The sequence below is a fragment of the Paraburkholderia phenazinium genome (assembly GCF_900100735.1).
GTDB classification, from domain to species: domain Bacteria; phylum Pseudomonadota; class Gammaproteobacteria; order Burkholderiales; family Burkholderiaceae; genus Paraburkholderia; species Paraburkholderia phenazinia.
In genome coordinates this window covers 483,421-502,955 of sequence record NZ_FNCJ01000003.1, presented here as the reverse complement: position 1 = coordinate 502,955, position 19,535 = coordinate 483,421, and the positions used below count along the sequence as shown (strand labels likewise).

Annotated in this window: 14 protein-coding genes; 7 read left to right on the top strand and 7 right to left on the bottom strand. The window is 63.7% G+C overall.

Annotation, left to right across the window (positions count from 1 at the left end; all coding sequences use genetic code 11):
• Positions 1–7 precede the first annotated feature (7 nt).
• A complete protein-coding gene (locus BLQ92_RS09350) occupies positions 8–1,174 on the top strand; it encodes a glycosyltransferase family 4 protein (protein ID WP_090683655.1) in 1,167 nt (388 codons plus the stop codon).
• Positions 1,175–1,579: 405 nt separating this feature from the next.
• Here BLQ92_RS09350 and gmd read toward each other — a convergent pair whose 3' ends face one another.
• From gmd to BLQ92_RS09335, 3 genes are all read right to left on the bottom strand, one after another.
• Positions 1,580–2,623 (bottom strand): GDP-mannose 4,6-dehydratase, encoded by a 1,044-nt coding sequence (gmd, locus tag BLQ92_RS09345; protein WP_090683654.1) that lies wholly within the window; start codon positions 2,621–2,623, stop codon positions 1,580–1,582.
• 64 nt (positions 2,624–2,687) lie between these two features.
• Complete coding sequence (locus tag BLQ92_RS09340) at positions 2,688–3,461, bottom strand: SGNH/GDSL hydrolase family protein (protein ID WP_244106170.1); 774 nt, start codon at positions 3,459–3,461, stop codon at positions 2,688–2,690.
• Positions 3,458–4,555: an acyltransferase family protein gene (locus BLQ92_RS09335; protein WP_090683652.1), complete on the bottom strand. Its 1,098-nt coding sequence runs from the start codon at positions 4,553–4,555 to the stop codon at positions 3,458–3,460. The genes BLQ92_RS09340 and BLQ92_RS09335 overlap by 4 nt, the downstream gene beginning before the upstream one ends.
• A gap of 608 nt (positions 4,556–5,163) precedes the next feature.
• Between BLQ92_RS09335 and BLQ92_RS09330 the strand changes: the two genes are divergently transcribed.
• The 3 genes from BLQ92_RS09330 (at position 5,164) to BLQ92_RS09320 (ending at position 11,605) form a co-directional block, all read left to right on the top strand.
• Positions 5,164–7,398 carry an NHL repeat-containing protein gene (locus BLQ92_RS09330; protein WP_244106169.1) on the top strand — a complete coding sequence of 745 codons (2,235 nt, stop codon included), beginning with the start codon at positions 5,164–5,166 and terminating at the stop codon, positions 7,396–7,398.
• Between the two features lie 263 nt (positions 7,399–7,661).
• Entirely contained in the window at positions 7,662–9,128 is a 1,467-nt protein-coding gene (locus BLQ92_RS09325; protein ID WP_090683648.1) for an oligosaccharide flippase family protein, read from the top strand.
• Positions 9,125–11,605: a glycosyltransferase family 4 protein gene (locus BLQ92_RS09320; RefSeq protein ID WP_090683647.1), complete on the top strand. Its 2,481-nt coding sequence runs from the start codon at positions 9,125–9,127 to the stop codon at positions 11,603–11,605. The genes BLQ92_RS09325 and BLQ92_RS09320 overlap by 4 nt, the downstream gene beginning before the upstream one ends.
• A 187-nt stretch (positions 11,606–11,792) precedes the next feature.
• Here the strand turns inward: BLQ92_RS09320 and BLQ92_RS09315 are convergent, their stop codons facing one another.
• Complete coding sequence (locus tag BLQ92_RS09315; protein ID WP_090683645.1) at positions 11,793–13,028, bottom strand: acyltransferase family protein; 1,236 nt, start codon at positions 13,026–13,028, stop codon at positions 11,793–11,795.
• A gap of 250 nt (positions 13,029–13,278) precedes the next feature.
• Here BLQ92_RS09315 and BLQ92_RS39905 point away from each other — a divergent pair, with 250 nt between their 5' ends.
• Both BLQ92_RS39905 and galU read left to right on the top strand, forming a co-directional pair.
• Complete coding sequence (locus BLQ92_RS39905; protein WP_175772249.1) at positions 13,279–13,434, top strand: hypothetical protein; 156 nt, start codon at positions 13,279–13,281, stop codon at positions 13,432–13,434.
• Between the two features lie 252 nt (positions 13,435–13,686).
• Entirely contained in the window at positions 13,687–14,580 is an 894-nt protein-coding gene (gene galU, locus BLQ92_RS09310) for a UTP--glucose-1-phosphate uridylyltransferase GalU (RefSeq protein WP_090683643.1), read from the top strand.
• Here the strand turns inward: galU and BLQ92_RS09305 are convergent.
• The 3 genes from BLQ92_RS09305 to BLQ92_RS09295 all read right to left on the bottom strand — a co-directional run bounded on the left by BLQ92_RS09305 (position 14,561) and on the right by BLQ92_RS09295 (position 18,128).
• Positions 14,561–15,226 carry a phosphoribosyltransferase gene (locus tag BLQ92_RS09305; RefSeq protein ID WP_090683641.1) on the bottom strand — a complete coding sequence of 222 codons (666 nt, stop codon included), beginning with the start codon at positions 15,224–15,226 and terminating at the stop codon, positions 14,561–14,563. The genes galU and BLQ92_RS09305 overlap by 20 nt on opposite strands.
• A 162-nt stretch (positions 15,227–15,388) precedes the next feature.
• Positions 15,389–17,563, bottom strand: a complete 2,175-nt coding sequence (locus tag BLQ92_RS09300; protein ID WP_090683639.1) for a malate synthase G — start codon at positions 17,561–17,563, stop codon at positions 15,389–15,391.
• Positions 17,564–17,723: 160 nt separating this feature from the next.
• Complete coding sequence (locus BLQ92_RS09295) at positions 17,724–18,128, bottom strand: heme-binding protein (protein WP_090683637.1); 405 nt, start codon at positions 18,126–18,128, stop codon at positions 17,724–17,726.
• Between the two features lie 520 nt (positions 18,129–18,648).
• Between BLQ92_RS09295 and BLQ92_RS09290 the strand changes: the two genes are divergently transcribed.
• Positions 18,649–19,515 (top strand): MOSC domain-containing protein, encoded by an 867-nt coding sequence (locus tag BLQ92_RS09290; protein ID WP_090683635.1) that lies wholly within the window; start codon positions 18,649–18,651, stop codon positions 19,513–19,515.
• Positions 19,516–19,535 lie beyond the last annotated feature (20 nt).

The window sequence follows — 19,535 nt, the reverse complement described above, 5'->3', positions numbered from 1 at the left end:
CACCGCTATGAACACCGGCTCAATCAAATCGTTGCAAATCGGCATGCACTGGTTCCCGGAGCGTGCAGGGGGGCTCGACCGCATGTACTACTCGCTGGTGGGCGCGTTGCCGGGGGCAGGGGTCGCGGTGCGCGGCGTGGTGGCCGGTTCGCCGCGTGTCGCGGAGGACACGGACGGTGCGATTCAGGGCTTCGGCTCGGCGGCGCAATCGTTGCCGCTGCGCCTGATGGCGGCCCGCCGGGCGCTGCGCCGCGAGATCACACGGCAGCGCCCGGATGTGATCTCCTCGCATTTCGCGCTGTACACGTTTCCCGGTCTCGACGTGACGCGCGGCATCCCGCAGGTTTCGCATTTCCAGGGGCCGTGGGCGGACGAAAGCCATGTCGAAGGCGCGGACTCGTTTGGCCAGCGCGCCAAGCGTTATCTGGAACAGTCGGTGTATGCACGCTCGTCGCGTCTGATCGTGCTGTCGGATGCGTTCGGCAAGATCCTCACCTCGCGCTATGGCATCTCGCCGGAGCGGGTGCGGGTGGTGCCGGGCTGCGTGAACGTCGATCAATTCAACCTGCCGATTACTCCGGCCGAGGCGCGCCTGAAGTTGCAACTGCCGCAGGGCCGCCCGATTGTGCTGGCGGTGCGGCGTCTGGTGCGGCGCATGGGGCTGGAGGACCTGATCGATGCGGTGAAGCTGCTCAAGAAGCGCGTGCCGGATGTATTGCTGCTGATCGCTGGCAAGGGCCGCTTGCAGGAGGAACTGCAGGCACGCATCAGCGAAGCCGGACTCGACGACAATGTGAAGCTGCTCGGGTTCGTGCCCGATCAGCATCTTGCTGCGCTGTACCGAGCGGCGACGATCAGCGTGGTGCCGACGGTGGCGCTGGAAGGGTTCGGGCTCATTACGGTGGAATCGCTAGCCTCGGGCACACCGGTGCTGGTGACGCCGGTGGGTGGCTTGCCCGAAGCCGTGGCGGGGCTGTCGCCCGATCTGGTGCTGCCGGCCACGGGCGCGGCAGCGATAGCGGAAGGACTGGGGGCTGCGCTCGATGGCTCTTTGAAACTGCCTGACGCCGATGCCTGCCGCGCCTACGCGCGAGCCAACTTCGACAATTCGGTGATTGCGAAGCGGGTGGCCGCCGTGTATAGCGAAGCGATCGCTGCCGGAGAGGTTCACTGAGCTACAACGCGCGCCCGACGAACATTGGATCGATCGGCCGCGGCGCGCGGACTGTATGCGGCACTCGCCGCGGATGTCGAACTGGGCGCGGCTAGACCGCCGCGTCTGCTTCCTCAGGACGGCGTAAAGGCGGTCTTTCTGGAGGGGGCGAGGTCATGCGCCCTTCGCAAACGAAAGAGAAGTTGGCTTGAAGTATGTCTATTATTTTAAAAGGCAGACTGTTGGCACAGCATCACACTTTTTCAAAATAGATGGCCAACTTGATATGAAAGATCAGATAGGGGCGAAGAAGTGTGAACCAGATCTTGATGAGACTGCGGGAGATGGTGGTTACTGGAGGCCAACTCGCAGTCACGCGCCGCGCCCGCTTCAAAACAACGGGCGCCGCACGCGATCCAAAAGCCATTAAAACGTCTCATGCTCCTGATTCCGCGCAAGATCCGCGGCCACCATCATCTTGCACAGTTGCTCGAGCCGCGTCTGCGGCTCCCACCCGAGCTTCTCCTTAGCCTTGTCGGCGCAACCGATCAGCAGGTCCACCTCAGCCGGCCGGTAGAACTTCGAATTCACCCGCACAAGCGTCTTGCCAGTGGCAACATCGATCCCGATCTCGCGCTGCTCCTTACCCGAGAACTCAAGCTGATACCCGGCCGCTGCAAACGCCATGCGCACAAAATCGCGCACGGTCTCGGTACGATTGGTTGCGAGCACAAACGTATCCGGTTCATCGACCTGCAGCATGCGCCACATACCCTCGACGTACTCGAGCGCGAAGCCCCAGTCCCGCTTGGCGTCCATATTGCCGAGCTCCAGCGCATCCTGCTTGCCGAGCTTGATCTTGGCGACCGTATCGGTGATCTTGCGCGTGACGAACTCGCGCCCCCGCAGCGGCGATTCGTGGTTGAACAGAATCCCGCTACTGGCAAAGATCCCATACGACTCGCGGTAATTGATGGTGGTCCAGTGCGCAAACAGCTTGGCCACGCCGTACGGGCTGCGCGGATAGAACGGCGTGTCCTCGCGCTGCGGCACAGCCTGCACCTTGCCGAACATCTCCGAGGTCGAAGCCTGGTAATAGCGCGTCTTGGGACTCAGAATCCGGATCCCTTCAAGCAAGTTCAAAGCCCCGATCCCGGTCACTTCGGCCGTGGTAACCGGCTGATCGAACGACACCCCCACAAAGCTCTGCGCGGCGAGGTTATAAAGCTCGTCGGCCTGCGCGCCCTCCAGCAGTCGCAAGGTGGAACCAAAGTCGGTCAGGTCGTGTTCGACCAGCCGCAGATTCGGATTCCCGGCAATGCCGAGCTCGTTCATGCGCCAGAAATTGACGGAACTGGTGCGACGATACGTGCCGGTCACCTGGTAGCCCTTATCGAGCAGCAGTTTCGCCAGATACGCGCCGTCCTGGCCCGATACGCCGGTGATGATCGCTTTGCGTGGGTTGCTCATAGGTTGCCTTGGGTAACGGTAAGAAAAAAGACGTTCAGGAGAGAAGGGGAAAACCTGCGTGTGCCTACGACGAACCCGCCAGCAGCCGCTGCACGAGCGGGTCGACCACGCTAAAGTCCTGCGCGGCCTTTAGCCGGTACAACTCGGGCTTCGGATGCGCGCCATCGGACATCATGGCCCGCCAGTCCGGCAGCGCGCCGATATAGGCGTACTGGTCGACGAGCGGCACATGCTGTTCGGCGGCCACCCGGCGCGTCATGGCCACCATCGCGGCGAGACGGGCGTTGAGGCGAGCGTCGGGCATCGGGTTCGAGGTCTGCAGCACCGGCTCTTTGCCAAGCGCGAGCGCGGTTTTTACGAGCGCCGTCTCGGCCTCGTAAAACTGCTCGGGCGTCTGGTTGTGCATCACTTCGTTGATGCCGTAGTTGATCGTGACGATCTGCGCATCCGATGCGGCAAGCTTTTGTGCCCATGGCAGGCCGCGGGCGCGATCGGTACCGTCGCGCAACTGGTAGGCCATCGTGCCACCTACACCGAGATTGACCACGCTGACACGCTCGCCGTAGGCGCCATGCAGCGCATCTTGCAGATAGGCCACCGCGTTTTGCGGGCGCGGGCTGCAATGACCCTCGCTGCAGGAAATGCCGAGGGTGGTCGAGTCGCCGTAGGCTTCGACGAGCACCTTCGCTTGAGGCGCGGCTTGCTGCGCACGCAGGGCCGGCGCGCTCTGGGCGCGCTGCACGCCTTGCACGGGCAGTGCGTCGGCACGCGCTGATGCGCAAGCTGTCATCAGCAAGAGGACGCCGCCGGCGCCGCGCAGTCCATTGGCGATCTTCATGCGCGCGACTGCGGTGCGGCCGACGCACTGCCCATCGAACCACTTGCCGAGGGGCCAGTGCGAGCCGCCCGCATCGTCGGCCCGTGGATCAGGCGCTTCTCGAAGGCGAACCAGGTCAGGCTTGCATAGGCCAGCGTAATCGCGAGCGCCAGCGCGGCAGTCACGACACGGTTCATATGCAACGGCCACAATGTATACAGCACGCTCAGGTGAATCAGATAGATCGTGTAGCTGATGGTGCCGATATAGACCAGCACCGGATTGCACAGCAGCCGCTTGACGATGCCCTTGCTTTGCAGGGCGATCACCACGATCGAGGTGCACAGCACCAGCGAAATGCTGTAAAGGCCGGCGTTGGAGAGCGGCGTGTTTTCGGCGCGAAAGCGCGGATAGTGCAGATGCAGCCACGCCAGCGCAGCCAGTGCCGCGAAAAATCCGAGCACGGCGAGCGGCCTGAATGGCTGCAACGCTTGCGGATTGCGGCGCACCGCAACGGCGAGCAGCGCGCCTGCCGCCAGCAGATCCATGCGGAACGGCGTGAGGTAGTAGATCGGCCAGTAGGTATCGAACCACGGCGTCGCCACGGCGCGCAGCACCGGCACGGCGACGATCAGCGCGGCGGCGACCCATGCCAGCGCGCGCTCGGGCAGCAGCAGGATGACGAACGGCCAGAAGATGTAGAACTGCTCCTCGACGGCCAGCGACCACAGCACGTTCAGGCTGTCATGGCCGCTCTGGCCGAGCGCATCGCCGATATTGGTGGCGAAGAACGCATACCACTCCCAATGCTTCGCCCAGCCAAAGCCGAACAGCAGCGAGGAGACCGCCATCAACAGCAGATACGGCGGCAGGATGCGGCGGGCCCGGCGCGCGTAGAAATAGCCAAAGTACGACTGCTGCCGCGCCTTGCGTTCCAGCAGAATGCCGGTGATCAGAAAACCGCTCAAAACGAAGAACAGATCGACGCCCATCCACAGCGGCGCCTTCAACGCATGCTGTGCGAAGACCGCCAGCACGGCGATCGCGCGCAGGCCGTCGAGCTGCACGATACGGCGCGAATGGGAAGGCGAGGCAGGTAGGGCACTAGCTGTCATGAACCGTCCATGGTGGGCATCGGGTGGGCCGTCGAGCGAACTCGTTTGCGGCAGGGGCATGGCGTGCGTCGCTGGACCACATCCGCTTTGCGTGGCGGCCGCAACGGCAGTGGAATGCATTCTAGGGAAAAGAAATTGATGAAAAAACGCGAATGAAATGAACAAATAGCGCGGGACGAAACAGCCCCCGAAAATTAATTCCGGAAGTCGCGCCGTCGCCAGAATGCGAGCGAGCAGGCACACGGCAGAAGGCCGCGCGAGCGGGTAACCCAGGGATGTCGCCGAACGGCGGCAGTGCAACAGCCAAGCCCCGAATATTTTTAAATTAAATATATATACGTGCTTTTATCGGTGAATATTTTTGAATTATTTTCGATTTTCATCGCGGCGGATTTCCCGCGTAATGTCACCCGGTAGTCACCCGGTGCGACCTGCTGAACGCTGCCGGACGTGGACGCCTGTACGTGCCGTCCCGGCATGCGCTACCCGCGCCGTGCGCCGTACCGTCGATTCGCATTGCCTGTGCCGCTCCGGCCATCATTTCATTGGACTTCGCCCGCCCGTGCGCGCCGCTCTCGCCGCCGCACGGCCTTGACTGGAGAAACACCTTGCCCCGTTTTAGCTTCGCGAAGCCGCTCGCCGCAACGCTTTGTCTCGTCGTAGCCTGCGCTGCCTCGGCCGAAACCGTGTTGAACGCGAAGACCTCATGGATCGGCAATACCTTCGGCTTCGGCGACGGCACGTGGACCCAGATCAATATCACTGCGATCGCGGTCGCCCCCGACGGCAAGGTCTACACCAACGCGCCATGGGACGAGAGCGGCGCCGAAGCCAGTACCTATCAGAACGGCAAGATGCTCGTCTTCGCGGGCGGCACGCATGGCTGGGGCACCGGCGGCGGCAACGCGATTGCGCTGAATCACCACTACGTGTACATGGCCGTTTCGGTGGGCAACGAGAAGGGCCATCTGGTCGGCCAGGGCATCTGGCCGCAAAAGGGCAAGCAGTGGTTCGGCATTTCGCGCCGCAAGATCGAAGACCCGAAACTCAGTGCGCTGTTCCAGCCGCCGGCCAATACGGCTAATGCGGCCAATACTGCAAATGCGGGCAGTGGGGGAAATACCGCAGTCGATCCGCACGCCCAGCTCGCCGCGGGCTTTCTGATGATGAACGAGGTGCCCACCGGCACCCGTGCCGACATCGACGGTCTCGCTGCCAGCGATACGACGCTGTATGCCGCGAACAGCACGCAAAACCGGATCGAGGTGTACGACGCCGAATCGATGCAACGCAAAGCGACATGGACCGTGCATGAACCGGGGCACATCGCGCTGGCGGGCGACGGCACGCTATGGGTGATCACCGGCTCGCTCACGGATCCCGCGCCGCGCATCGCGCACTATTCGGCGAGCGGCCAGTTGCTGGCCGATACGCTGCCGCTGCCGGCGGATGCGGTGCCAGTCGATGTTGCAGTCGATGCCCATGGCAAGGTGCTGGTCGCCGACAACGGCCCACGCCAGCAGGTGCTGTTTTTCAGCAAGAACGAAGGACGCTATGCCGAATCGGGCACGCTCGGCGAGCGCGGCGGCATCTTCTCAGGCGTCGCGGGACGGCCGGGGCCGCAGCGTTTTAATGGCTTGACCGGCGTAGGCGTCGACGCGCGCGGCAACGTCTACGTCGCCACCAACGGCATCGGCCCGCGTTACGCGCCGCTCGGTGCGGGACTTGGCGCCACGCTGGAAAGCTATGCGCCCGACGGCCGGCAACTCTGGCAGGTACAGGGGCTGTTGTTCGTCGATGGCGCCTGGGTCGATCCAGCGCGCCCCGACAGCGTCTACACCGGCAACAAGCGCTTCGACCTGGACCTGACGAAGCCGCCGGGACAGGACTGGAAATATGTAGGCTTCCTGTCTAACCGCTTCAGGTATCCGGACGATCCGGTGTTCCACACCGACCAATGGCCGGGCTTGCCGATCGCCCGTCAGTTGAAGGGGCACACGTTCCTCTATCTGACGGACATGTACGCGGACCATCTGAAGATCTATCGCTTCGATGCCGCACATGATGGCGAAACCGCCATCCCCTCGGGCTTCATCGCGGGCCGCGAGCGGCCGGTCGCGGGTGTGCCCGACGCGCCGCCGGGCGGCGACTGGATCTGGCGCGACACGCGCGGCGACGGCAAATTCACGAGCGACGAATTCACGCCCAACACAACCGGCACCAAGCTCGCGGGCGGCTGGGGCTGGTGGGTCGACAGCGCCGGCGACATCTGGCGCACGAGCGACACCAAGGGCATCCACCGCCTGCATTTCGGCGGCCTCGACGCGAAGGGCAATCCGCTCTACTCGTACGAGGACATGGCCACCTACCCGATGCCGCAGCCGTTCACGGAACTGCGCCGCGCCATCTATGTGCCGGAAACCGACTCGCTCTATGTGACCGGTTATACGGCTGAGGCGCCGGTCGACCGTGGTTTCTGGAAGGAGGTCGGCCGCGTGCTGGTGCGCTACGACAACTGGTCGAGCGGCAAGCCGGTGCAGCGCTACGCGATCACGCTGCCGTGGCAGCCTCAGGCCAAGCCGGTCCAAACCATCATCGGCCTTACCGTGGAAGGCCAGTACGTGTTCGCGGTCGAACCGGTCGGGGCCGTGCATGTGCTCGACAAGGACAGCGGCAAGGAAGTCGGCGTGATCCGGCCCGGAGCGGAGGTCGGCAAGGCGTCGGGCTGGGTGGACGTGCCCAACGGCGTGAGCGCATACCGGCGCAGCAACGGTGAATACCTCGTGTTCGTGGAAGAGGACGCGCGCGGCAAGGTGATGATGTACCGCTGGAAACCGGCTTGAGGGGATGGCGTGTGTCATGGCGTGTGCGTCGCCATGACCGGCGTGTGAACACCCGGCTTCGCCTTGCCACTGCGCGTTGCGTTGCATTGCGACATGCATCGTGATGCGAATTATTTTTCTGTCGATTTATGACGGACGGTGCGCATTTTTTACGTGCTTTACTCGAAGCAGACTCAACGGCGCTGCGCCGCGTACGGTGTGAAGGATCGTCCGTGCATCGCGACGCGCGCAGCAGCCCGCACTTCTGAATCAAAAGGCATCCGATGGACAAAGGCATTCTCAAGAACGTAGCCATCAATTTCTTCGGATTGGTGCTGCCGACCTTCGTTTCGCTCGTCACGGTGCCGTCCTATATCCGGCTGCTGGGCGTCGAACGCTATGGCGTGATTGCCCTCGTATGGACCCTGATCGGCTATTTCTCGATTCTCGATCTCGGCATGAGCATGGCTGCGCAAAACCATATCTCGAAGGCGCTCGCCTCGAACGATGCGGATGAAAGCGCCCGCGTGTTCTGGAGTGCGGCCTGGCTGAATCTGGTAACGGGTGTGGTCGGCGGACTGATTATTTATTTCGGCGCCTTTCTTTACACCGCGTATTTCACCAAAGTGTCACCGGAATTGCAGCATGAGGTTTACATGGCGCTGCCGTGGCTGGCGGTTGCGATTCCGATTGCCAACGTCTCGTGGGTGTTCGCCGGGGCGATCAACGGCGCCGAGCGCTTTGGCGTCTACAACACCAATCAGACCATCGGCACCTTCATTTTCCAGTTGCTGCCGCTGGCCGCGGCGTGGCTGATGGGGCCGAGCTTGCAGAATGTACTGGCGGCGGCGGTGGTGGCACGGCTGATCGCGGCGGGGCTGTTGGGACGTTCTGCGCTCAAGGTGCTGAATCTGCGGCGCATCCTGCCGCCGCAGCTCGGCGTCGCCAAGGGGCTCTTCAACTTCGGCGGCTGGATGCTGATTGCGAGCATCACCACCATGGTCGCCGATTCGCTCGACAAGGTATTTCTCGGCACCGGCCTCGGCGCACGCTTTGTGACGTTCTACACGGTGCCGCAGAACCTCGTCACGCGCCTGAATATCGTGCCCACGGCTCTCGTGCGCACGCTGTTTCCCCGGCTGTCCGCGGTGGGCCGCGATCATGCGGACCTGATCACGCAGCAATCGCTCGAGTTTCTCAATGGCGCGTTCACGCCGGTGGCGCTGGTGGCGATGTTCGTGCTTGGACCGTTCCTGCATCTATGGGTAGGCAACGAGATCGCCACCGTCGCAGCACCCGTAGGCCGCATCCTGATCGTCTCCGTGTGGCTCGTCGGTCAGGCCAATGTGACCCGCATCATGATCCAGTCTCAGGTCAACCCGGCGGTGGCCGCGCGCGTCGGCCTGTTCGAGTTGCCGCTCTTTGCCGCCGCGCTGTGGTTCGGTATCAAGTACTTCGGGCTGACCGGTGCGGCCGTGGCCGTTGCGGGCCGCGCGCTGTTCGACTACGGCGTGCTGCTATGGCTGTCGGCGATTCGCGCCCGGCCGATTGCGCTCGACATGCTCGCGCATCTCGCGTTTCTGCTGGTGAGCCTGTGGCTGGCCAGTTTCCTGCCCAGTCTTTCGCTGGCGATCGCTGCCGGCGCGGTGGTGGTGGCCGCCAATGTGGCGTGGTCGATCACGATGACGCCCGCTTTGCGCGATCTTGCGCGTTCGCTGCTGTTGCGACTGAATCCGAGGAAGAGCGCATGAACCAGGATGTCCTTGATGAAGCCGTATTGCGGCCCAGCCAGCGCAGCGCGCTGGCCGAACTCACCACGCTGCCCGCACCGCACGCGCCGCCCCGGCAGGCGCCGCGCGTGGACAAGAACGTGCGGGTGGCGATCGTGCACGACTGGCTCGTGACCTATGCGGGCGCCGAGAAGGTGCTCGAGCAGATCGTTGCGTGCTTTCCGGATGCGGACCTGTTCAGCGTGGTCGATTTTCTCGACGACCGCAGCTTTCTGCGCGGCAAGCCGGTGACCACGTCGTTTATCCAGAAGCTGCCCAAGGCTCGCAGCAAGTACCGCACGTATTTACCTCTGATGCCGATTGCCATCGAACAACTCGACGTATCGGCCTACGACGTGGTGATTTCGAGCAGTCACGCGGTCGCCAAGGGCGTGCTGACCGGGCCCGACCAGGTGCATATCAGCTATGTGCATTCGCCGATCCGTTATGCGTGGGATCTGCAACACCAGTATCTGCAACAGTCGAAGCTGACCGCCGGGCCGAAGTCCGCGCTGGCGCGCTTGATTCTTCACTACATGCGCAACTGGGATATCCGCACCTCGAACTCGGTCGACACCTTTGTCGCCAACTCGCAATTCATTGCCCGGCGCATCAGGAAGGTCTATCAGCGCGAGGCGCATGTGATTTTCCCGCCGGTGGACGTCGAGGCCTTCGTGCTGCACGAGCAGAAGGAAGACTTCTATCTGACCGCGTCGCGGATGGTGCCGTACAAGAAGATCGACTTGATCGTCGAAGCGTTTGCGCGGATGCCAGAGCGGCGTCTGGTGGTGATCGGCGACGGTCCCGACATGCAGAAGATTCGCGCCAGGGCGGCGCCGAATGTCGAGATCATGGGCTACCAGCCGTTCAAGGTGCTGCAGGACAAGATGCAGCGCGCCAAGGCGTTCGTGTTCGCAGCAGAAGAGGATTTCGGCATCTCGGTGGTCGAGGCGCAGGCCTGCGGCACGCCCGTGATCGCTTACGGCAAGGGCGGGGCGCTCGAGACGGTGCGCGATCTGTCGGGCCCGCGTCCCACCGGGATGTTCTTCGAGGAACAGCGCGCCGAGTCGATCATCGCCGCGGTCGAGGATTTCGATACTCACGCGAGCCGTTTTTCCGCCGCCGATTGCCGCGCCAACGCCGAGCGCTTCTCGGCCGCGCATTTCCGCGAGCGCTTCTTCGCGCATGTGCGGGCCGCCGTGCCGGCCTTGCAGGGTGCCTCGTTGCCGGCTTACGAACCGTATGTGGCGCCGCCCGCCGAGGCTAAAGGAGCCGTCAAGGCGCCGCGCGTGCTGGCGCTCGACCAGAGCGGCGTGCTCGGCGGCGCGGAACTGTCGCTGCTCGAAATCGTCAAGGCGCTGCGCGCGCGCATCGAAGTGGTGCTGTTCGACGACGGCCCGTTTCGCACGGCGCTCGATACGGCCGGTGTGAACGTGCGCGTGCTCGACTCCGGTGCGCTGCGCGAGGTGCGCAAGCAGGGCGGCACGCCGCCGCTCGGCCAGGCGCTCAAGGGTGTGGCCGCGCTGGTGCGGGCCACCGTGGCCCGTGCTCGACACGCCGACGTGATCTATGCGAACACCCAGCGCGCGATGGTGATCGGCGCGCTCGCGGGACGCTTCGCACGGCGCCCCGTAGTGTGGCACTTGCGCGATATCGTGAGCCCTGAGCATTTCGGCGGCAAGCAACTGCGCATCATCAAATGGTGCGCGAAGCTCGGTCTCGCTCATGTGATCGCCAATTCGGCCGCATCGGCGCGCGCTTTTGCCGAACTGACCGGCTTCGATAAAAAACGCATCGACGTGGTTTTCAACGGCATTTCAGCGAGCCCGTTCGATGCGCTGCGCGAGGTGCCGGCAGCGACGCTGCGCGCCCGCCTGAAATTGCCGCAGGACGCCTTCCTCGTCGGCTCGTTCAGCCGCCTCGCGCGCTGGAAAGGCCAGCACGTGCTGCTCGAAGCGATGGTTCTCAATCCGCACATGCACGCGGTGCTGGTGGGCGCGCCGCTGTTCGGCGAAGACCCGTACGAAGTGGAATTGCGTGCGTTTGTCGCGCGGCACGGACTCGGTGAGCGGGTGCATTTTCTGGGCTTTCAGCACGATATCGCCGCTTGCATGTGTGCGGTCGATGCCATCGCGCATACCTCGATTACGCCGGAGCCGTTTGGCCGGGTGATCGTCGAAGGGATGCTGGCGCAGCGTCCGGTAGTCGCGGCGCGAGCCGGCGGCGTGCTGGAAATCGTCGAGGATGGCGTCAACGGCGTGTTGTGCACGCCAGGCGATGCACACGCACTCGCCGACGCGCTGGCCGAGCTGCGCAGCGATACCGCGCTGCGCGAACGGCTCGTCAGGAATGGCTATCAGACGGCGCTGAGCCGGTTTGGCACGAAGACGTATGTCGAAGGCGTCGAGCGCATTCTGAAGGACGTGGTTGGGCGGCAACAGGGAGCGAGCGCTGCATAGGCACCGGGCATGGTACGGCCTGAAGGCAGGAACGTGAGTGAGGTGTGGTAAGCGAAAGGGTCGCGGTTCAGACAACTGCGACCCTTTCGCCTTTTTATCAGCGCACGGCTAGCGCTCGAACGTTTGCTGACAATAGTTTGCTTGCGGTGTTGGGTTTGGCGGGAGGCGCGTGAGGCTGCAACCGCTCTTACGCCCGCGCTGCACGAGTAGCCGCGCGATTCCTCGGCTTGAGGCTTGCGGACCACTTCATCGCCGGCAGCTCGACCAGCCGGTAGAACACGTAGGCAACCGGCACAGCCACCAGCATGAAGCCGAACGACGGCCAGATCGACGACTGCAGCGCCGAGCGATACAGCAACGACGATAGCAGCACGAAAATCGGCAGATGGATCAGGTAGAGCGAAAAGCTGAAATCGCCGAAACGCGACAGCACACGCGCAATCGGTGAAATGGACGAGGCAGGCGTCTGAACTGCCCGCGGCCGTTCGAGCGCCTTGTAGAGGTACACAGCGAAGCCGAGCGCCCAGAACTGGAAAGCGCCGTACTGGCCGAAATGGAAGGCCACGCAGCCCAGCGCAATCAGCGCCGCCGCCGCGGCATAAAGCCAGTTGGGAGCTGGCCGCGCGTGTCCGGCAGCGCTCGTTTGAACCCGCGCATCCGCGATCCACGCGCCGAGCGTCCAGGAGAACCAGTACGAGGTGAAGAACTGAACATCGTGCCGCTCCAGCGCGTAGGCCGAAGCGATATTGACGAGCGCCACCAGCGCCAGCACCGGCGTCATGCCGAGCCGGCGCCGTAGCGCGAACAGCAACGGATAGATCGCATAGAACTGCACCTCGAGCGACAGGGTCCACAGTGCGCCGTTCGATCCATATGTCTTGCCTGCCACCCCTTGCAGCGAGAACAGGTTGACGAGGAACGCATGCAGGCCGATCTCGCGCAGCTTGTGATTGACGGGCGGCAACTGGAAGCTGATCCAGTCGAGTGCGCAGGTCAGCAGTAGCGCGGCGAGCAGCACCGGATAGATGCGCGCAAAGCGGCGCGCCCAGAAATTGAGCGTATCCAGCTGGTAGTTGGGATTTTGCGCGAGCTTCAAGGCGCCGCCGCGATGAATGCAATACCCGCTGATGACGAAGAAAATCGGCACGCCGGCCGACCCCCATGCGATGGGAAAGGTCAGGTAAGCCGCGATCGTGCTCAAGCTCAACGCATGGCCGACACTCTGGTGAAAACTCTCCATGCCGATCCAGGCGACCTGGCGGCAGTGAAAATAGGCGACCAGCAGGGCAGCGAAACCGCGCATCGCATCGATCACGTGCTCCTTGCCGGCGCTGTCCACGCGCGCGTCGTGCCGCGGGCGGGCCGGGACAGAGGTGGAAGCGGGCAGGGATGCGCCGCCGGCATCGAATGCTGAATCGCTCATGCGCGGTCCTTTACTTAGGGGGAGTGTGCTGCCGCGAGCGCGCCATGAGGACAATACGCGCCTGCCGCCGCATGCACATCGTAGAGCAGCACGGACGCAAAAAATGCATAAAAAAATCGCTGGAAAACGTGCAATCAAATCGAATATATTTCGATTTGTAATTAAACGTATGGCGATTTTATGTGCGAATTATTTGTGGATTTTTTCATGATAATTTGAGGCTCTGATTCTTCTGCCCAGAGGTGGAGTCATGAACCTGCATCTGCTCGCCGGCATCGCCGTGCTCCTGATCCTTGTCGCCGCGTCGGCTTACCGCGAGGCGCTCCGCAACGAGCCGATCGGCCGCTTGCGCATGAAGCCAGGCAAATTGCCGCCGGTCGACGAAAACGAAGAGGGCGCCGTGTAGTGCGGCATCCTAAGTGGCATTCCGGACGGCTGCGAGTCCGTAAAAATTACGACAACCTGGCCATTATTGGCGTAATTGTTTCCTGTGTCGTCAAGTGTCACCAATAATTTATCCAGGCCAATATTTTTTCGCGCCAGTAACTTTAATTTTGTCGAAACGTGAATTAGATTTCAACGACGCTTTCGATGAAATCCAGTCGGCGCTTATCTGGCGAATCGCATACATTCATCAACCGATGTGGGAACGCATACCATGCTGAAAGTCACCAAAGCCGTGTTTCCTGTGGCAGGTCTCGGGACCCGGTTCTTGCCGGCCACCAAGGCCAGTCCCAAGGAGATGCTGCCCATCGTCGACAAGCCGCTGATCCAGTACGCCGTTGAAGAGGCCATTGCGGCCGGCATCACCGAGATGATCTTCGTGACCGGCCGCAGCAAGCGCGCCATTGAAGATCATTTCGACAAGTCGTACGAGATCGAGGCCGAACTCGAGGCACGCGGCAAGGAGCAATTGCTGGAACTGGTGCGCGGCATCAAACCGGCCAACGTCGACTGTTTCTATGTCCGCCAGGCCACGGCGCTGGGTCTCGGCCACGCCGTGCTGTGCGCGGAGAAACTGGTGGGCGACAGCCCGTTCGCTGTGATCCTCGCCGACGACCTGCTACACAGCACGCAGCCCGTGATGAAGCAACTGGTCGACGTGTTCAACCACTATCACAGCTCGGTGATCGGCGTGGAGACCATCGCGCGCGAGGATAGCCGGTCCTACGGTGTGGTCGACGGCCGCGAGTGGGAAGAAGACGTGATCAAGCTCTCGGGTATCGTCGAGAAGCCGGCGCCGGACAAGGCGCCGTCGAACCTCGGTGTGGTGGGCCGTTACGTGCTGATGCCGACCATCTTCAAGCATATCCGCGCGCTGAAACCGGGCGCGGGCGGCGAACTGCAGTTGACCGACGCGGTGCAGTCGCTGCTCGCCGAGGAGCAGGTGCTGGCCTACCGCTACTTCGGCACGCGTTTCGATTGCGGCAGCAAGCTCGGCTATCTGAAGGCGACCGTCGAATTCGCGCTGCGCCATCCGGAGGTGCAGGCCGAGTTCGAAGAGTATCTGCAGGCCTATCTGCCGCTGCATCTCACGGCCGCGGCGGCATGAAAGCGGCGCCGAGCAGGGCCCGCACGTCATCGTCGGTGGTCTCGCCGAAATCCAGGTAGAACTGACCGACGCTGAAGAACACCGGTGGCGTGAGCGCACAGACGAACTCGTCGGCGGCATCGCCGAGACGGTCTTCGGCATCCGCCGGCGCCACCGGGAGTGCGGCGACGAGCTTCGCCGGAGCGCGCTCGCCCAAGCCACGCAAGGCGCGTAGCGCGGCGAGCAGGGTGGCGCCGGTCGCCATGCCGTCGTCGACCACAATCGCAGTTCGGCCAGCCACGTCAGCCGCCGGCTGGTGCTCGCGGTATAACGCTTCGCGCCGAGCGAGTTCGCGCTGGGCGTCCGCCAGTACGGATTCGAACTGCGCCTCGCTAACGCCGGCTTCGCGCATGAGCCGTCGGTCGACATGCAGTGCGCCGCCGGAGGCGATCGCGCCCATGGCCAGTTCCGTTTGCCATGGCACGCCGAGCTTGCGTACCATCAGCACGTCGAGCGGTGCGTTGAGCGCCGTGGCGACTTCGAAACCGACCGGGACCCCGCCGCGTGGCAGTGCGAGCACGATCACGTCGGGCCGCTGCGCATAGGCCTGCAGATGCTGGGCGAGCGCGCGGCCGGCAGCCGCGCGGTTGAGGAAGATGCGTTCCATGATGGGCCACCTCACGGATAACGCTGATAGTGTGCCACGCGCGGGCGGCGGGATGCACAGGCCCCAATGAAAAACGGGCACCGCATCGGCGCGGCGCCCGTCAACCCGGTTACGTCAGATCAGTTACGTCAACTCAAGGGTTCGGCTAGGCAAGCGCCGCCGTCAAACCTTCTTCACTTCGAGCCGGAACTTGTGCAGCAAGGGCTCGGTGTAGCCGCTCGGCTGTGCGCGTCCTTCGAACACCAGCGCGCAGGCCGCCTTGAACGCGAGCGAGTTGTCGAAATCCGGCGCCATCGGCTGGTAGTGCGGATCGCCGGCATTCTGCTGGTCCACCACCTTGGCCATGCGCTCGAGCGTCTCCTGCACCAGCTCGCGCGTCACCACGCCGTGATACAGCCAGTTGGCGATATGCTGGCTGGAAATACGCAGCGTGGCGCGGTCTTCCATCAAGCCGACGTTGTTGATGTCCGGCACCTTCGAGCAGCCGACGCCCTGATCGACCCAGCGCACCACGTAGCCGAGAATGCCTTGCGCATTGTTCTCCACTTCCTGGCGAATCTCGTCGGCATTCCACCTGGCGGCTTCGACGACCGGAATCGTCAGCAGGCCATCCAGCAGTTCGTCGCGCACGCTCGCCAGATCGATCTTCTCGAGTTCCTTCTGCACCGCTTGCACGTCCACCTGGTGATAGTGCAGCGCGTGCAGCGTGGCAGCGGTCGGCGAGGGCACCCAGGCGGTATTGGCGCCGGCCTTCGGATGCGCGATCTTCTGTTCCAGCATCGCATGCATCAGATCCGGCATCGCCCACATGCCCTTGCCGATCTGCGCGCGGCCGCGCAGTCCGGCAGCCAGACCCACCAGCACGTTGCTGCGCTCGTAAGCGCCGATCCACGCGGTCGATTTCATCTCGCCCTTGCGCAGCATCGGGCCGGCTTCCATCGCGGTATGCATCTCGTCGCCGGTGCGATCGAGGAAGCCCGTGTTGATGAAGGCCACCCGGTCCGAGGCTTCGGCGATACAAGCAGCGAGGTTGACGCTGGTGCGGCGCTCCTCGTCCATGATGCCCATCTTGATCGTGTTGCGCTCGAGGCCGAGCAGGTCTTCGACGCGTCCGAACAGTTCGCTCGCAAAGGCGACTTCAGCCGGGCCGTGCATTTTCGGCTTGACGATATAGATCGAGCCGGTGCGCGAATTCAGTTTGTGCTTGCGGTCGTGCAGCGCGCACAACGTGGTCACCACTGCGTCGAGAATACCTTCCGGAATCTCCTCGTCGTCTTTCGTCAGCACGGCCGGATTGGTCATCAAATGACCGACATTGCGGATGAACAGCAGCGAGCGGCCATGCAGCACGACCGGCGCCGTACCGTTCGCGGCGGTATAGACGCGATCGGCGTTCAGACGGCGCACAAAGGTCTTGCCGTTCTTCGTGACCTCTTCGGTCAGATCGCCATTCATCAGGCCGAGCCAGTTGCGGTAGAGCTGGACCTTGTCGTCCGCGTCGACGGCGGCGACCGAGTCTTCGCAGTCGATGATCGTGCTCACCGCCGCTTCCATCAGCACGTCCTTGACATGCGCCGCATCGGTCTTGCCGATCGAATCGTTGGCGTCGATCTGGATTTCGAAGTGCAGGCCGTTGTGCTTCAACAGCACGGCGGAGGGCGCAGCGGCATCGCCCTGATAGCCGATGAATTGCGCGGGGGTCTTCAAAGCCGCGGTGCCGTTCTTCAGGGCGACCACCAGCGCGCCGTTTTCGACGCGATAGCCGGTAGCGTCCACGTGCGAGCCTTGCGCGAGCGGAGCGGCTTCGTCGAGGAACGCGCGGGCGCGGGCGATCACGCGCGCGCCGCGCACCGGATTGAAGGCCGCCTGCTTCTCGGCGCCGTCGGTTTCGGGGATCGCGTCGGTGCCGTACAGCGCGTCGTACAGGCTGCCCCAGCGCGCATTGGCGGCGTTCAGGGCATAACGCTGGTTCGACAGCGGCACGACGAGCTGCGGGCCGGCCTGCTCGGCGATTTCGGTGTCCACGTGGTCGGTCGTGGCTTTGACGCGCGCCGGTACCGGCACGATATAGCCGATGCTTTCGAGGAAGCTGCGGTAAGCGCGCAGATCGCGTACCGGGCCCGGATGGGCGCGGTGCCACTGATCGAGTTCGCTCTGCAGGCGATCGCGCTCGGCCAAGAGCGCCCGGTTCTTCGGTGCAAGGTCGTGCACCAGCGCGTCGAAGCCCGCCCAGAAGGCGGCGCTGTCGACACCGGTACCCGGCAGGGCTTCCTGTTCGACAAACTGGTCGAGATTCGCGGCTACCTGCAGTCCGCTTCGCTTGGTCATTTGAGTCATGGACTGCTCCATCTGAATTGGCTGGGCCGGTGTGGGGCCACCGGCCTGTTCCTGCTAGGCTGATGCTGGGCAATGCGTTTCTGCTGCGTGGTGTTGCATGGTGTGCTGCGTGCGTCCTGCGCTGCGGCGAGGGGGCTGCCTCGTCGAGCGCGGCCGGGGTTCAGCCGTTGAGCACGGTCGCGCCCGCCTTGGCCACCTGCGCGTCCTGGTCGGCCTTCACGCCGGACACGCCGACAGCGCCGATCACCTGAGCGTCGACGATCACCGGCACGCCGCCTTCAAGCGTGCCCGCGAGCGGCGCACTCAGGAATGCCGTGCGCCCGCCGTTGATCATGTCCTCGTAGACTTTCGATTCGCGGCGGCCGAGCGCGGCGGTGCGGGCTTTCTCGGTCGCGATGTAGGCGCCGACCGGCGCGCAGCCGTCCAGACGCAGCAAGGAGAGCAGATGCCCGCCGTCATCGACCACCGCAATCGTGACAGCCCATTTGTTCTTCTCGGCCTCGGCGCGCGCGGCGTCGAGAATCTGCGTCGTTTCGGCAACGGTCAATACGGATTTCGTCAGCATAATGAATTTCCTGTCTCGGTGATGGTAAGGATTCTTCTACAAGAGCTATCCAGTGACGCACGCCCTCGACCGTCCGCCCAGCTTCCGTGCATGCTGTAAGGTGCATGGACTGCGAAGCGCGAGACGCTGTGCCGCATGGGCAGCAGCGCTTCGAGTGCGTCGAGTGGTTCAGCGGCGAGGATTTCCGCCAGACACGCGTGCCAGTGCGCCGACCCGCTGCGCCTTATGGGCGTGGCGGGGTCCGCGCAAGCAGATATCAGTAGCCAGTGGGCATGCCGCTGCGCCCGCCGTGGCTGCGCGGCGACACCGCGCCCGGGAATTTTACGTCCAAGCGAGCGCCGGCGTAACGGCGGAAACAAAGGTCCGGCCCTCAGCGCGGGAATATATTGCCGCGTCGGCGTCTGGGGCTGATTAAGGCGCGAGGCAAGGGGCGGCGGCGCGTTATGCTTTTTGGCCGGCAGCGCAGCGCGGAGCAGCGCATTACAATTGCGCGATATAACGACCTCCTTATCCCGACCATATGCCAGCCGTCAGCAGTCTATACGTCTATCCGATCAAATCCTGCGCTGGGATCGCGCTCAACGAAGCCCGGCTGATGCCCACGGGCCTCGAGTACGACCGCAACTGGATGGTGACCGACCCAGGCGGACAGATGCTGACGCAGCGCAGCCACGGGCAGCTTGCCTTGATCCGGGTGGCGCTGGGCGAGGACGAACTGGTGATCACGGCGCCCGGCATGGCCGAGTTGCGCCGGCCGCTCGCCGTCACGGCGCTCGAGCGGCCGGCGCCGCTCACGGCGACGGTCTGGAAAGACACCATGGCGGCCTGGGACACCGGCGAGCACACCACGGCCTGGTTTTCCGCGTTCCTCGGCGAGCCTGCGCGGCTTGCCCGCTTCGATCCGGCCGGGCGGCGCGTGGTCGACCCACGCTGGACCGGCGACACGCCGGCCATCACGCAGTTTGCCGACGGCTTTCCGCTGCTGGTGATCGGCGAGGCGTCGCTCGCCGACCTGAACCGGCGCCTCACCGCCAAGGGCGCGCCGCCGGTGCCGATGAACCGCTTCCGGCCCAACCTGGTGGTAGCGGGGCTCGACGCTTATGAAGAAGATTACGTAGAGAATCTCGCGATCTGGACGCGCGACGAAACGGTGCAGCTTCAGCTCGTCAAGCCGTGCGCGCGCTGCCCGATTCCCACGCTCGACCAGGCGAGCGGCATGCCCGATCCCGAGTGGCCGAACGAGCCGCTCGACACCATGAGCGCCTACCGCGCCGATGCGCGGGTCGGCGGCGCACTGACCTTCGGCCAGAACGCGATCGTGATGGCGGGCTTCGGCTCGGTGCTGGCGCTCGGCCAGCAGGTCGACGCCGAACTTGCTTTCGACTAGCGGCGGGGCCGTGCCGGGTC